At 34.1% G+C, this 14,320-nt stretch carries 18 protein-coding genes; 12 read left to right on the top strand and 6 right to left on the bottom strand.

Translation table 11 applies throughout. The features are described from left to right. Nucleotides 1-56 precede the first annotated feature (56 nt). The 3 genes from greA (at nucleotide 57) to M666_RS03150 (ending at nucleotide 1,447) form a co-directional block, all read left to right on the top strand. A complete protein-coding gene (greA, locus tag M666_RS03160) occupies nucleotides 57-533 on the top strand; it encodes a transcription elongation factor GreA (protein WP_024479138.1) in 477 nt (158 codons plus the stop codon). A gap of 73 nt (nucleotides 534-606) precedes the next feature. Further along, entirely contained in the window at nucleotides 607-1,041 is a 435-nt protein-coding gene (locus M666_RS19885) for a BLUF domain-containing protein (RefSeq protein WP_024479137.1), read from the top strand. Nucleotides 1,042-1,054: 13 nt separating this feature from the next. Next, complete coding sequence (locus tag M666_RS03150) at nucleotides 1,055-1,447, top strand: HIT family protein (RefSeq protein ID WP_024479136.1); 393 nt, start codon at nucleotides 1,055-1,057, stop codon at nucleotides 1,445-1,447. A gap of 31 nt (nucleotides 1,448-1,478) precedes the next feature. Here M666_RS03150 and M666_RS03145 read toward each other — a convergent pair whose 3' ends face one another. Further along, the gene (locus M666_RS03145; protein ID WP_024479135.1) at nucleotides 1,479-1,835 is read right to left on the bottom strand and encodes a hypothetical protein; all 357 of its coding nucleotides are present in this window, start codon (nucleotides 1,833-1,835) and stop codon (nucleotides 1,479-1,481) included. A 3-nt stretch (nucleotides 1,836-1,838) separates the two neighbouring features. Continuing rightward, complete coding sequence (locus M666_RS03140; RefSeq protein ID WP_024479134.1) at nucleotides 1,839-2,987, bottom strand: sensor histidine kinase; 1,149 nt, start codon at nucleotides 2,985-2,987, stop codon at nucleotides 1,839-1,841. Between the two features lie 124 nt (nucleotides 2,988-3,111). On the opposite strand from M666_RS03140, the gene M666_RS03135 reads away from it, so the two are divergent. From M666_RS03135 to M666_RS03120, 4 genes are all read left to right on the top strand, one after another. Further along, entirely contained in the window at nucleotides 3,112-3,984 is an 873-nt protein-coding gene (locus M666_RS03135; protein WP_029445045.1) for a flavin reductase family protein, read from the top strand. Between the two features lie 6 nt (nucleotides 3,985-3,990). Beyond that, entirely contained in the window at nucleotides 3,991-4,374 is a 384-nt protein-coding gene (locus M666_RS03130; protein ID WP_024479132.1) for a DUF3127 domain-containing protein, read from the top strand. Between the two features lie 122 nt (nucleotides 4,375-4,496). Continuing rightward, nucleotides 4,497-5,129, top strand: coding sequence for a leucyl/phenylalanyl-tRNA--protein transferase (aat, locus tag M666_RS03125; protein ID WP_025613864.1), 633 nt, complete (start codon nucleotides 4,497-4,499; stop codon nucleotides 5,127-5,129). A gap of 27 nt (nucleotides 5,130-5,156) precedes the next feature. After that, nucleotides 5,157-5,795, top strand: a complete 639-nt coding sequence (locus M666_RS03120; protein ID WP_151198022.1) for a hypothetical protein — start codon at nucleotides 5,157-5,159, stop codon at nucleotides 5,793-5,795. A 16-nt stretch (nucleotides 5,796-5,811) separates the two neighbouring features. On the opposite strand, the gene M666_RS03115 is transcribed toward M666_RS03120, so the two are convergent. The 4 genes from M666_RS03115 to M666_RS03100 form a co-directional block, all read right to left on the bottom strand. After that, complete coding sequence (locus M666_RS03115; RefSeq protein ID WP_158400202.1) at nucleotides 5,812-6,573, bottom strand: DUF2490 domain-containing protein; 762 nt, start codon at nucleotides 6,571-6,573, stop codon at nucleotides 5,812-5,814. Further along, nucleotides 6,482-7,057, bottom strand: a complete 576-nt coding sequence (locus M666_RS03110; protein ID WP_029445042.1) for a hypothetical protein — start codon at nucleotides 7,055-7,057, stop codon at nucleotides 6,482-6,484. The genes M666_RS03115 and M666_RS03110 overlap by 92 nt, the downstream gene beginning before the upstream one ends. Then, nucleotides 7,047-7,610: a DNA-3-methyladenine glycosylase I gene (locus M666_RS03105; RefSeq protein ID WP_029445041.1), complete on the bottom strand. Its 564-nt coding sequence runs from the start codon at nucleotides 7,608-7,610 to the stop codon at nucleotides 7,047-7,049. Before M666_RS03105 ends, M666_RS03110 begins: the two co-directional genes overlap by 11 nt. A gap of 80 nt (nucleotides 7,611-7,690) precedes the next feature. After that, nucleotides 7,691-8,053: a hypothetical protein gene (locus M666_RS03100; protein ID WP_151198021.1), complete on the bottom strand. Its 363-nt coding sequence runs from the start codon at nucleotides 8,051-8,053 to the stop codon at nucleotides 7,691-7,693. 151 nt (nucleotides 8,054-8,204) lie between these two features. On the opposite strand from M666_RS03100, the gene M666_RS03095 reads away from it, so the two are divergent. Genes M666_RS03095 through M666_RS03075 form a run of 5 tightly spaced genes read left to right on the top strand, consistent with a single transcriptional unit; the run spans nucleotide 8,205 to nucleotide 14,248 of the window. Then, the gene (locus M666_RS03095; protein WP_024479125.1) at nucleotides 8,205-8,891 is read left to right on the top strand and encodes a TetR/AcrR family transcriptional regulator; all 687 of its coding nucleotides are present in this window, start codon (nucleotides 8,205-8,207) and stop codon (nucleotides 8,889-8,891) included. Beyond that, nucleotides 8,884-10,551, top strand: a complete 1,668-nt coding sequence (locus M666_RS03090; RefSeq protein ID WP_029445039.1) for a peptidase domain-containing ABC transporter — start codon at nucleotides 8,884-8,886, stop codon at nucleotides 10,549-10,551. The genes M666_RS03095 and M666_RS03090 overlap by 8 nt, the downstream gene beginning before the upstream one ends. A gap of 8 nt (nucleotides 10,552-10,559) precedes the next feature. Beyond that, nucleotides 10,560-11,909 carry an HlyD family secretion protein gene (locus M666_RS03085; protein ID WP_024479123.1) on the top strand — a complete coding sequence of 450 codons (1,350 nt, stop codon included), beginning with the start codon at nucleotides 10,560-10,562 and terminating at the stop codon, nucleotides 11,907-11,909. Continuing rightward, entirely contained in the window at nucleotides 11,909-13,309 is a 1,401-nt protein-coding gene (locus tag M666_RS03080; protein ID WP_029445038.1) for a TolC family protein, read from the top strand. Before M666_RS03085 ends, M666_RS03080 begins: the two co-directional genes overlap by 1 nt. Before the next feature lie 9 nt (nucleotides 13,310-13,318). Next, nucleotides 13,319-14,248, top strand: coding sequence for a YitT family protein (locus M666_RS03075; protein ID WP_029445037.1), 930 nt, complete (start codon nucleotides 13,319-13,321; stop codon nucleotides 14,246-14,248). Nucleotides 14,249-14,320: the final 72 nt, after the last annotated feature.

Here is a 14,320-nt window from a genome sequence, read left to right as displayed (position 1 = left end):
TTGTCTTAAATCCTCTATAAAAAAGAGGATTTTCTTATTTTATAAAACGCTTAGTTATGAGTAACAAATCATATTATACACCAGAAGGATTAAAAAAGTTGAGAGACGAACTTAATCAGCTAAAAGATATAGAACGTCCGAAGGCATCAAGGGATATAGCAGAAGCTCGAGATAAAGGTGATTTATCTGAGAATGCAGAATATGATGCAGCAAAAGAAGCACAAGGTTTGTTGGAGCTTAGAATTTCTAAGCTTGAAGAAACGTATGCCAATGCGCGTTTAATAGATGAATCTCAATTAGACACTTCTAAAGTTTTGGTACTATCAACAGTGAAGTTGAAAAATCAAAATAATGGTATGGAGATGAAATACACATTGGTTGCTGAAAGTGAGGCTGATTTAAAGACAGGAAAAATATCTGTAAACTCTCCAATTGGGAAAGGTTTATTAGGTAAAAAAGTGGGGGAATCTGCGGAAATAACAATTCCTAACGGTGTTTTAAAATTGGAAATTTTAGAAATCACTAGGTCATAATTGACAAAATTTTAATAAATTGAATTAAAATCGGTTTTCAAACGCATTGTAAATTGATAAATGTACAAGTCTAATGTTTGAGTTAACATATAAATCGGTGGCAATTTCAGAGCTTACTAAAGCAGATATTTTAGCGATTAGGGATATTGCTATTAAAACCAATGAACTTCATAACATCACCGGATGTTTGGTTTTTTATAACAACCATTTTATTCAAATTTTAGAAGGAAAAGAAACACACGTTAAAGAGGTGTTTTCTAAAATTTCGAAAGATGATAGGCATCTAAATGTACATGTACTATATGAAGGACGAAAAGATCAACGATTTTTTCCAGATTGGAATATGGCATTTGCAGATATAAATGCTAGCTCTGGTGAAGATGCAGAAGTTAAGAGCTATGCCAATAATTTACTTTTACTTTCAGAGTTTATAGAAAAGCCCACCACTACACTAAAAATGTTCTGGAGTGGCATTAATAAGCTAATAATAAATCCTTCAATTATTTAAATCATACACTACCGTGGCTAGTATCTTTACAAAAATTATCAATGGGGAAATTCCTTGTTATAAAATAGCAGAAAACGAAGATTTTTTTGCCTTCCTAGATATCAATCCAAATGCAAAGGGGCATACCTTGTGTATCCCTAAGAAAGAGGTAAATAAGATCATGGATCTGGATGATGCCACCTATATGGGCTTAATGGCTTTTTCTAAAAAAGTTGGGCAGGCTCTTGAAAGTGCTATTGATTGTAAGCGTGTAGGTATGACCGTTATTGGTTTAGAAGTGCCACATGTTCACGTGCATTTAATTCCGCTTAATGAAATGAAAGATGCTACTTTTCAGCATAAAGTGAAATTCTCAGAAGAAGAGTTTATAGCAATTGCCGAAAAAATAAAAGCTGAATTAGCTTAATCACTTCCATTATTAGATACTGGTTTAGTTTTTACTGAAGGAAACTACCTTGTAGTAAAAAGTATACTCCAATACCAACAATGGCAATTAATACTAAGGCTATAATATAAAATAGTCCCGTGAATTTTATGGCGCTCTTTTGTGGAATTGCCATTTTTTGGTAATATTCAAAAACGCGTTCTATATCAGGGGTCCAAGTTACAGGGTATATTTTGGTGCCACATTTTTTACATTCCAATTCAGAAGTTACTTCATTGGTGGTTTTGTGAATAAATTTTCCATAAGAATGCTTTTGAAAAAAAGACAATTTTAAGCCTTGATTAAAACATTCAGGACAATTGTTTGTTAATGCTGCTTCTTTTATAACTTCTAATTTTATCTCTGCCATAGCTTACGAATTTAATTTAAAAGTAATTTTCATTACGGTACCCTCTTTGCTAGAGGTAAGTACTTTTATTTTTCCTTTGTGGTATTCTTCTACAATGCGTTTTACTAATGATAAGCCTAAGCCCCAGCCTCTTTTTTTAGAAGTAAATCCAGGGTTGAATATGGTGTTAAAATCTCTTTTCAAAATTCCGTGTCCCGTATCAGACACTAAAATTACGGCATGATTACCTTCCTTTAAAATTTCAACACTAATACTGCCTTTGCCACGCATCGCATCGATCCCGTTTTTAACCAAATTTTCAATCGTCCATTGAAATAATGATTTATTTAAAAGTACTGGGAGGTAATCTGCTTTGCTGTTAAATGAAAAATGAATCAATTTAGAGCTTCTTAGTTTTAGGTAATCAAAAGCATTTTTTGTTTCCGTAACAATATCCTGCTCTGCTAAAATTGGAAGGGAACCTATTTTAGAGAATCGTTCCGTAATTGTTTCTAGCCTAGAAATATCCTTTTCTATTTCTTCCGTAATATTCGGATTTATATTTTCTGCTTTCAAGAGTTCGTTCCACCCGAGTAACGAGGTTAAGGGTGTGCCTATCTGATGTGCTGTTTCTTTCGCCATACCTGCCCAAAGTTTATTTTGCTCAGATGATTTATTGGTTTTGAAAAAGAAATAAATTACGGCTCCAAAAAGAAATATAATTAGAAGAAGGGCTATAGGGTAATATTTTAATTTGTTTAATACATCAGAATTGCCATAGTATAAGGTGGCTAATTCTTCACCTTTATAATCAATTTTTATAGGCGTGTTTTCACCTTCAAATTTTTTTATTTTTTTCTGAATGAAGGAGGTGTCTGCTGCAATTTCTTTTGGCATATTACTCACTTTTATAGCACCATCTCTATTCACCAAAATCATTGGTGTGGTCGTGTTATTTTGAAATATTTTTAAGGGTAAATTTCCGGGATCTGCATCTGCGGGTAATGCTTGTAGTTCTACTAAGGCGCTGGCCCAGATTTCTACCTTGTTGCGTTCTTCTTCTTTAAATTTTTTAAAGAAACTATTTGTATTCCAAAGAATTAGACTTACAATAACAAAAGAGGTTATTTGTAAGATTATTGTTATAGTTTTCTTTTCAGGACTGAAGTTCATTCAAACAATTGCTTATAGTGCTCACAATATAACGTAAAATGTGAAAAATTATTCTATCTATTTGATAAGTTGTTATTTTCATTTTTGAACCTATTTTATGTATTTTTGCATGACTATGCGAGAAATGATTTCTATACTTCCGGATGAGGTTACCACTGCAAAATTACATGGCTATTTGTTAGGGGCTGTAGGCCCTAGACCCATTGCCTTTGCGAGTACATTGGATGAGAATGGAAGACCTAATTTATCGCCATTTAGTTTTTTTAATGTGTTTAGTGCTAATCCGCCGATATTAATTTTTTCTCCTGCACGTAGAGTTCGTGATAATACCACGAAACATACTTTAGAGAATTGCTTGAAGACCAAAGAAGTGGTTGTCAATGTGGTGAATTTTGATATGGTACAACAAATGTCTCTTTCTAGTACAGAATATCCAGAAGGAGAAAATGAATTTAAAAAAGCAGGGCTAACCATGTTAGCTTCCGAAGTAGTTGCGCCATTTAGAGTAGCCGAATCTCCTGTTCAATTTGAATGCAAGGTTATTAAAGTAGAGGCCTTAGGTGAAAATGGAGGGGCAGGGAATTTAATTTTTTCTGAAGTTGTTAAAGTTCATGTGGATAAGGCAATTTTAGACGAAAATGGAAGTATTGATCAGCGAAAAATAGATCTTGTAGCTAGAATGGGAGGTAATTGGTACAGCAGAGCAAATGAGGGTTTGTTTGAGGTGCCTAAGCCATTGTCTTCATTGGGAATAGGGATTGATGCCATACCTGCGGAAATTCGTTCTAGTACCGTATTAACGGGGAATGATTTAGGGATGTTAGGAAATGTAGAGATGTTACCTACAGAAAAAGAAGTTCAAGAGTTTTTAGCTTCAAATGTAGAGCTGCGAGTGATCATCAGTGCTGATGATAAAAAATTAATTCATAGTAAAGCACAGGAATATTTACATAAAAATGACGTACTTTCCGCTTGGAAAGTATTATTATCAAATTAAGAGAAAATGGAAGTAGAAGGAAAAGTGAAAATGGTTGGGGAAACTCAAACCTTTGGAAATAACGGATTTAGAAAAAGAGAAATTGTCGTTACTACAGAAGAACAATATCCGCAACATATTATGGTAGAGTTTGTTCAAGATAAGTGTGACTTATTGAACAGTGTAAGTGTTGGACAGCCTATTAAAATTGGAATTAATTTACGTGGTAGAGAGTGGGTTAATCCACAAGGAGAAACAAAATACTTTAACTCTATTCAGGGTTGGAGAATTGAAAGTGCTCAGCCACAAGCTTCTAATAGCAGTGCGGGTATACCTCCAGCACCACCAATGGATTCTTTTCAGCCAGCAGATGATTTAAATGAAGAAGATCACGACGATTTACCTTTTTAAATTAATACATAATTGAAGAGAAGACCTGTTTAGTTTTTTACTAAACAGGTCTTTTGTTTTTTATAGACTTTGACGTATTTTGAGGTCAAAAAAAATTGAATAAAGAACTAAACTACAAGCCTATGGTTTTTCTTTCTGAGGAATTAATTTTTCCTGATGTTTCAGAGGCTAACCACGAAGGTATGCTTGCTGTTGGAGGAGATCTTTCTCCCGAACGGCTATTATTGGCTTATAATAGCGGAATTTTTCCTTGGTTTAATGAGGATTCTCTGATTTTATGGTGGAGTCCAGATCCTCGAATGGTATTGTTTCCTCATAAAATAAAAATTTCTAAAAGCATGCGTAAGGTGATTAAAGATCGCCAATTTACCTTAACTAAAAATGTAGATTTTAAAACAGTATTAGCGTATTGTTCTATGGTTGAAAGAAAAGACCAAGACGGCACTTGGATCACAGAAAAGATGAAAGAAGCCTACCTGAAGCTGCATGAGGAAGGTGTAGCGCATTCCTATGAAGTTTGGGAAAATGATACTCTTGTGGGTGGTTTATATGGGATAGATTTAGGCCATGTTTTTTGTGGTGAAAGTATGTTCAGTTTGGTAAGTAATGCGTCTAAATTTGCTTTTATTAGTTTGGCAGAAGAGCTTATTTCTAAAGAGTATAAACTTATAGACTGCCAAGTTTATACGGCTCATCTAGAAAGTTTGGGTGCGGAAGAAATTTCTAGATCAGATTTTATCAAATTTTTGAAGTAAGTCAAAAATGTAACATTCTAGAGGCATTTGCTACTAACATATAAAGGTAATTTTATGTTTGGTGGAGGTAGTGGTGCAGGAATGGCTCAGGTGTATCATACTAATATTAAATTATTGCGTAAAACCAATAGGTTTAATTCTGCCCGAATATTTACTACTACAAAAAAAGAATATACTAAAGTAGCAGGAAGTAGTGTTTCGTTGAAAAAAATGAGCGCAGCGCAGCTTCGTGAAACAAGACAGCAAGTACTTCAGAATAGAAAGCAAGACAGACAAAAAAATGTCCTGTTATCTACGGCGGTTTTCGTGCCATTATTACTCTTGTTTGCTTATGTAACCTCAATGTTTTTTGCAAATGAAAATGCAATTCAAGCAAACAATTTAAAATTAGAAACTGCAACTAATCTCAAGCACTATAATTTTTACATGAGTGATGCTGCAATTTGGTTGCAACAACAAAAGGTTGCTAATGCCATTTTTCAATATAGAAAGGCCAAGGAGTTATTTCCAGAGAAGTTTGCTGTAAATTATAAATTAACACAGGTGTTACTGAGTTCTTGTGCATTGGATTCTTTATATTGTGAAGACGCAAGAGAAAGTGCAATTCGCTTGAAGGATAAGTTCCCTGATAGAGAAGAAGTGTTAAGGTTGGTAGCTTTTTTATAAGACTAGATGTTGAAGATTATAAAGTAAATACTAGGGTGGAATTAAGAAAGAATACCTGGGCTAGTTGTTTATTGTAATCTTCTAAACGGTATTCTAAGCCTACTTGTAATTTTGTGTTAGAATTTAATTTATAACCAATTTGGGAAGAAAAACGTTGATCGTAGCTTGGTTTTTTTGTTCTAGCTAAACTCAATAAACTTTCTGTAGAAAAAATAAGATAGGGTTCGCCAATATCAAGTTTTTCACCTTTTAACGGCACATCCGCAGCGAGTCTACCTCTAAATCTATGTGTCGTTAAGGAAGGAGATATACGTTGTTCTATACGGGTCCTAAGGCCATACCTGATGTTGTTTGGTTTAAATTTGTAATTGTACTGTTCTGTAATTCTTAATTCATTTTCTTTTTCCTTTTCAAAAGGGGCTCTGAAACGGTATTGTACACCTAGTGCAATACTTTTATTGGTAGCTATTTTTAAATCGGAGAAATGAGCAAAATCAACCTGTCTTGTTTGTAGCTGAAGAGCGTCTTCCTTATAGAAATACGTACGATTACTCACCGAAAAATTGGTAGTATAAAGAGGAGAAACCTTATGGTTTACTGAAATTTGAGGTTGTAGGTATCCTGTAAAATCAGACTGGGCAATACTAGGTGATAGAATAAATAAAGCGCAAAAAATGAGCCCAAATTTAATATAAGACGTGGTCATAATTTGGTGGTAATGATTTTCTAATCTTAAGGAAGGTTCCTTCAGCATTAAAAAGAATTTCAAATTGCTCATATCCTCTCTCTTTCTTCGCATCTACAACCAATTCATAGTTTACAGAGGGTAACATTAAATTCTGAAAAGCGTTCTTAAATGTTGCATCTATAGAATCTTTTGCGGTATACTGTTGCTGTATTTTTTTAATTTTAAAAGAGATAAAATTGGTGCTTAGATAATTCTGGATTGCTTCATAGGTTTCATTGGGTACATCAATTGCCTTTATGCTAATTTCAATATCTTCTAAAACCCCTTCTTCATTAAATTCTATACTATACCACAATTTATCTTTTCTAAATTTGGCTTCGTAGCTTATCTTTAAGCTATCTATTTCTTTATAGTATTTTAGTTTTTTGGCAGCGACAACTTTATCTTTTAGTAAGTCATGCGCAGCACTTGGAAACTCTTTTTTCTTAATGCGAAATTCGCGCTCGTGTTTTACTTGGGCTAAAAGAGTATTACAGCCACAGAATAAGATTAGGATTAAAATTTTATACTTCATTATATCTAAAACAGGTTGTTTCGTGATCATTTACCATTCCCGTAGCTTGCATTTGAGCGTATATTACGGTACTGCCTACAAATTTAAAGCCCCTTTTTTTTAAGTCTTTGCTAATAGTATCAGATAATGGGGTGTTCGCAGGTGCTAATTTATAGTTTTCTACGGAATTCTTAATGGGTTTGTGGTGCACAAATTTCCAGATGTAAGCGCTAAAACTACCAAACTCTTCTTGTATTTTTTGATAAGCAATAGCATTAGAAATAGTGGCGTTTATTTTAAGTTTGTTTCGTATAATACCTTTGTCTTGAAGTAACTCTTCAATCTTAGTAGTATCATAGTTGGCAATTTTCTTATAATCAAAAGAGTCAAAAGCCTTTCTGAAATTTTCTCTTTTTCGTAGAATGGTAATCCAGCTCAGTCCGGCTTGGAAGGTTTCTAGAATTAAAAATTCAAAAAGCTTATCATCATCTTTTACAGGTACTCCCCATTCTAGATCATGATAAGCTTCATATAAATCATCGCCTTGGCACCATCCACATCGTTGTTTCTCCATTTAAACGCTTTTTGTATTTGTATACTAACAGAGCTTAAAGATAGTGGAGAAATTTCTTAGGGAATAAGGCAAAATGCGATTTATTCTAAATACACTTTTAATTCTCCGCTTTCTATTGCTCGTTCAATATTAGCATCGACAGAAGAAAAGAATCTAAAAAAAGGTTTGCCATCTTGTCTCATTAATGATGCTACTTGATTGTGATCATTAGTTGCCTTGTAATCTTTAATAATAAGTTTTGTGCCTACTAAGTTATTAAAATCTGCTATAGCACCTTTCTTCATAATAATATTCTTCTTGGGAAAATCTATGTGCTTGTAGTTTTCGCCATTAGGATTGGCGAGTATTACTACGGTACCTTCTTCTAGGTGTGTTGCTGTTTCTTGACTATGTCCACCTATTGTACACATCGCCATAAAAATAAAAGTTAAGAGTGATTTCATATGTTTTAGGTTTTAAGTTTATACTAAATAATTGACTCAAAAATAAAAATTAGATTTTTAAATATTAGTTATACTTTCGTTAAAAAATGTTAAACTATTGTAATGTGATAGTAATACTATTATATTCGTAAGTGTAATCAAATTAAACAAGATGGACCAGCTTTTACAATCGGTTAAAATTGCCATAAACAACAAGATTTATCTTAAGGATCCTGAGTCGTCAGAATTAGGAAAAAAAATTATTGAACACAGTATTTTATTAATCCATGATATTGGTTTTGAAAAATTTACCTTTAAGAAATTAGGAGAATTAATCAAATCAAACGAGAGTTCTATATATAGGTATTTTGAAAACAAACACAAACTACTTCTGTATTTGGCTTCATGGTATTGGGGCTGGTTAGAGTATCAGTTGGTGTTTTCTACGAATAGCATTGCAGATCCCTCTCAAAGACTTCGAAAAGCTATAGAGGTGTTAGCTAAAACCATAGAGCAAGATTCTCATTTCTCACATATTAATGAGGTGGTTTTAAGTAAAATTGTTATCAACGAATACTCCAAATCATATTTAACTAAAGAGGTAGACGAGGAAAATAAAGATGGTTATTTTATTATTTATAAACGTCTAATCTTACGTCTGTCTGGAATGATACAAAATGTGAATCCAGATTATGGATATTCCTCTAGTTTGGCAAGTACTATTTTAGAAGGCTCCTTACATCAGTTTTTTCTAAAAGATCATTTCCCGACGCTTACGGATTGTCATGATCCAAAATCACCGACCAACTATTTTTTAGAATTAGTATTTAAAACCTTAGCACCAACAACAAATGGCTAAAAATGCACTTACCGCTTGGCAGCGTTTAATAGGATTATTAAAACTTGATAAGCGAGACATTCTACAAACATTCTATTACGCAATTTTTGCAGGTATCGTAAACTTAACACTTCCATTAGGGATTCAGGCTATTATCAATTTAATTCAAGGAGCACAAATAAGTACCTCTTGGATTGTTCTTGTAGTTCTGGTAACTGGTGGTGTCGCTTTTGGGGGCTTACTACAATTAATGCAAATTAGGATTATAGAGAATGTACAGCAAAAAATATTTACGAGAGCTTCGTTTGAGTTTGCGTATCGTTTTCCAAAAATTAAGATGAGTGAACTAAGGGATTATTATCCTCCAGAATTGGCCAATAGATTTTTTGATACCATAAACGTTCAGAAATCTTTAGCGAAAGTCTTGTTAGATTTTCCTGCGGCATTGTTGCAGATAATTTTCGGACTTCTATTGCTTTCTTTTTATCACCCATTCTTTATACTGTATGGCTTATTGCTTTTAATTCTTATCTATGTTGTGTTTAAATTTACCGCTAGAAAAGGGTTGGAAACTAGTTTGTCAGAATCTAAATACAAGTATAAAGTAGCGCACTGGCTTCAAGAGGTAGCAAGATCTTTGGTGAGTTTTAAGCTTTCAGGAGAAACCAATCATGCCTTGCGAAAGAATGATACCTTGGTGGGGGAATATCTAGATGCACGTGAAAGTCACTTTAGAATTTTGGTCATTCAGTTTATTCAAATGATAGGCTTTAAAGTTTTGGTAACTGCTGGTTTGCTGCTTATAGGAGGACTCTTAGTGCTGAACCAAGAAATGAATATTGGGCAATTTGTAGCGGCAGAAATTATTATTTTATTAGTCATTACCTCCGTAGAAAAATTAATAAAAGGTTTAGAAACGGTGTATGATTTATTGACCTCTCTTGAAAAGTTAGGGCAAGTAGTAGATAAAGAATTAGAATCTCAAGATGGTGAAACTCCGTTAACGGCTTCGTCAGAATTAACTATAGAGGTTTCGGAAGTGAGCTATATTCCTCAAGGCGCAACACACAAGGTAATAGACGATGTGTCTTTAACATTTATTCCTAGAAGCACCACGCTTTTAATGGGAGCAAATGGCTCTGGAAAAACAACATTGTTGCGATTAATCTCGGGATTAATTCACCCAACCGAAGGTGCGGTTTATGCGAATAATATTTCGTTAGATAATATTCTGCCCAATCATTATAGGAACTTTATGGGGCAATCTTTAACAGAGGAAAGTCCGTTTGAGGGTACTATTTTAGATAACATCACTTTTGGTGATGAAGCCATTTCTCAAAAAGATTTGTATTGGGCCATTGAGCATACGGGACTTACCAAATTTGTAAAAGAACAGCCTAAAGGTATTCATACTATTTTATTCCCAGAAGGGCAGCAAATACCCCATAATGTGGCAAAGAAAATAGTGTTGGCAAGAGCCATTGTAAGAAAACCAAAATTATTAATTTTAAAAGAGCCTCTAGATCAATTGGATGAAATAGAAGCGCTTAAAATAATGGATTTTCTAACCGATAAAAGTAATCCTTGGTCTGTTGTTGTCGTGAGTCACGATGTTAAATGGTTTAGTCGTGTAGATAGAATGATTACGCTTCAAGATGGGAAAATTGTTAGTACTAATTAAAAAGAATTATGCTTAATATATCTAATAACGTATTAAATAAAAAGGTAGATCTTGGAATCTATAAGGCTACACGACGCGTTTTTCATAAGAGACATTACAAGTATTTCAATAGATTTTTAATTGGGTCTGCTTTATTTGGAGTTATTGTGTTGTTTCTACCATGGACGCAGAATGTTCGTGGTAAAGGATCACTAACATCTTTAAGGCCAGATCAGCGCCCGCAAACCATACAATCACCTATACCAGGACGTATTGAAAAGTGGTTTGTGCAAGAAGGAGATTTTGTACACAAAGGAGATACTATTCTATTTATTTCAGAAATAAAAAATGAATATTTTGATCCTAAATTAGTAGAACGTACTGGAGATCAAATTAAGGCAAAAGAAATGTCTGTTGTCTCTTATGAGGGGAAAGTAAAAGCTTTAAATAACCAAATTGGTGCGTTAGCAACAGAACGGGGTTTAAAATTGCAACAGGCTAAGAATAAACTCTTGCAATCAAAATTAAAAGTACAAAGTGATAGTATTGATTTAATGGCGGCTACCACCAATCTCGAAATTGCCGAGCGTCAATATAATCGAACTGTGCAATTGCAAGAAGAGGGCCTTAAGGCGGTTACCGATGTAGAGACAAAAAGATTGAAACTCCAAGAAACACAGGCTAAATTAATCTCTCAAGAGAATAAGTTATTAGCTAGTAGAAATGAGATTTTAAATGCTTCTGTAGAAGTAAGTAGGGTGCAAGCAGAATATACAGATAAGATTTCTAAAGCACAGAGTGATATGTATACGGCGCAATCAGGTCAGTATGATTCTCAAGCTCAAGTTACCAAGCTAGAAAATCAATTTACTAATTATGAAATGCGGAATGATATGTATTACATAAAAGCACCACAGAGTGGTTATATCAACAAAGCAATCAAAGCGGGTATTGGAGAAACATTTAAAGAGGGCGATAAATTAGTGGGTATTATGCCTTCGGTCTATGATAAAGCTGTAGAGATGTTTATTGAGCCTTTAGATTTGCCGTTAATACATAGAGGAGAAAAGGTGCGTATAGAGTTTGATGGATGGCCTGCTATTGTATTTAGCGGCTGGCCAAATGCCTCTTATGGTACGTACGGCGGTACCGTAGTGGCAGTAGAAACGTTTATAAGCCCTAATGGAAAGTACCGTGTGCTCTTAGCTCAGGATCCTGAAGACCAAGCCTGGCCAGATGAGATTCGTGTAGGATCAGGAGCAAGTACTATTGCCTTGTTAGAAGATGTGCCTATTTGGTATGAACTCTGGCGTCAATTAAATGGCTTCCCGCCTAATTATTATCAGCCAACATCAGAAACAACTAAGGATAAAAAGTAATGAGAAAGGTTTTTTTGTACAGTCTTTTATTTTTTAGCTTTTGTGTAAGTGCACAAGAGTTGGGTGTAGAGGTGCTAAACTTTAAGGAGTATTTAGGGTATGTAAAAAAGTACCACCCTGTTGCTAAGCAAGCAGCTTTATCTTTAGAAGTAGGGCAGGCAAAACTGCTAAAAGCCAGAGGGGGTTTTGATCCCAAAATTGAAGTAGATTATGGTACAAAGCAATTCAAAGGCACAGAGTATTATGACAAATTAAATGCCGTGTTTAAAATTCCTACTTGGTATGGGGTTAATTTTAAAGGAGCTTTTGAACAAAATGAAGGTGTGTACTTAAATCCAGAAGCCACAGTTCCCGAAGATGGTCTGTATAGTGCTGGTGTGAGCATGTCTATTGGGCAAGGACTGTGGATCAATGATAGGATGGCTACATTGAAAAAAGCTAAGTATTTTAGAGAACAATCAAAAGCAGACCGAGATATTTTGGTAAACCAAGTTTTGTTTGATGCTGCAAAGGCCTATTTTGATTGGTTGCAGGCGTATAATGAGAACATAATATTTGATAGTTTCTTGTCTAATGCAGGCATTCGCCTAGACGGGGTTAAAAAAAGTGCGTCTTCAGGGCAAATTGCAGCAATTGATACTGTAGAGGCTACCATAACCTTACAAGATAGAGCGCTAAATTTAGAGCAAGCAAAAGTAAGGTTGATGCAGAAATCATTAGAACTATCAAGCTTTTTATGGCTGGATAATGTACCTATTGAACTTCAGGAAAATGTTATTCCTGATGAAAATGTAGCTGAAGATATCAATAAGACTTTAGGAATTAATGGTGTGCCCCTAGATAGTTTTACCATAGAAAATCACCCTAAATTAAAATCTCTCACGTACAAAATGGATGGGTTACGGGTAGATAAAAATTTAAAGGCGAATAAATTATTACCAAAAATAGAAATTGAATATAATTTTTTAACGGAAACACCAGAGTACTTGAATTCATTACAAACGGATTATTATAAAGGGGGAATACGTTTTCAGTTGCCCTTATTTCTAAGAAAGGAACGTGGGGATTTAAAATTGGCAAAATTTAAATTGCAAGATGCCAAGTATGAATTGGATAATGCCGAAATTGTTATTAGAAACAAAGTAATTGCCATGTATCGAGAGTTGGCATCTTTTGAGAATCAGAATGTCCTTATTGCAGATATGGTAGAAAATTATGAGATCTTACTGGCTGCGGAAGAGCGTAAATTTAGCTTCGGCGAAAGCTCATTATTTTTAATCAATTCAAGAGAAAATAAACTTATAGAATCTAAATTGAAACAAAATTCTGTTCAAAATAAATTCTTTGTAACTAAAGCCAAATTATTTAATAGCTTAGCAATAAATCCTGAAGATTTATAACGTTACAACATGCCAAATAGTAAGACAAAAGGATACCGTTTATTGGGCCATGCTGGGGCCTATCTAAAAAGATCTAGAAAACTTCGTGTAGGTTTTAAAGGATTCTTAAAGGATATGCTCTTTATTCTAGTGGGTATTTTTTCTGCAGCTTTTGGTTTGGAAAGTTTTTTGCTTCCAAATAAATTTATAGATGGTGGGGCAACAGGTATTTCTTTGCTTGCTACAGAAATTTTTGCTTTACCACTGCCTATTTTAATATTGGTAGTAAACGTTCCTTTTTTAATCATGGGCTATAAGGTGATTGGTAAAACCTTTGCAGTAAAGGCTACAATTGCCATTTTAGGTTTGGCCTTAGTACTATCTACCGTACATTTTCCGGAAATTACCCAAGACAAACTTTTGGTTGCGGTTTTTGGTGGTTTCTTCTTAGGAGCAGGTATTGGTTTATCTATTCGTGGTGGCGGAGTATTAGATGGTACCGAGGTATTGGCTATCTTTTTAAGTAGAAAACTAGGAACAACTATTGGTGATATCATTATCTTAATCAACATTGTTATTTTTTTAGCAGCGGCCTATTTCTTATCTATTGAAACAGCCTTGTACTCTATGTTAACCTATTTGTCTGCTTCCAAGACACTAGATTTTGTGGTAGATGGTATTGAAGAATATACTGGCGTTACCATTATCTCAGGTAGGAGTGAAGAAATAAGAGTCATGATTTCTGAAAAATTAGGGAGAGGTTTAACAGTATATAGAGCCAAAGGTGGTTTTAGTAAAGAAGGCACTCAAAATGATTACGATGTTATTTATACCGTTATTACAAGACTAGAAATACGTAGGCTAAATATAGAAATATCTAAAATAGATGCTAAGGCTTTTGTGGTGATGAATAGTATAAATGATACTAGAGGCGGAATGATTAAAAAGAGACATTTGTAAGTTTTCTTTTATTTTTTCTACAAACATGACGTAATTCAGTTTTTTAGTAAAACTCAGTATTTAATTTTACCC

The organism is Cellulophaga baltica 18 (assembly GCF_000468615.2).
GTDB classification, from domain to species: domain Bacteria; phylum Bacteroidota; class Bacteroidia; order Flavobacteriales; family Flavobacteriaceae; genus Cellulophaga; species Cellulophaga baltica.
Note: the sequence above shows the minus strand (reverse complement) of the source record. Positions and strands in the feature narration are given on the sequence as shown.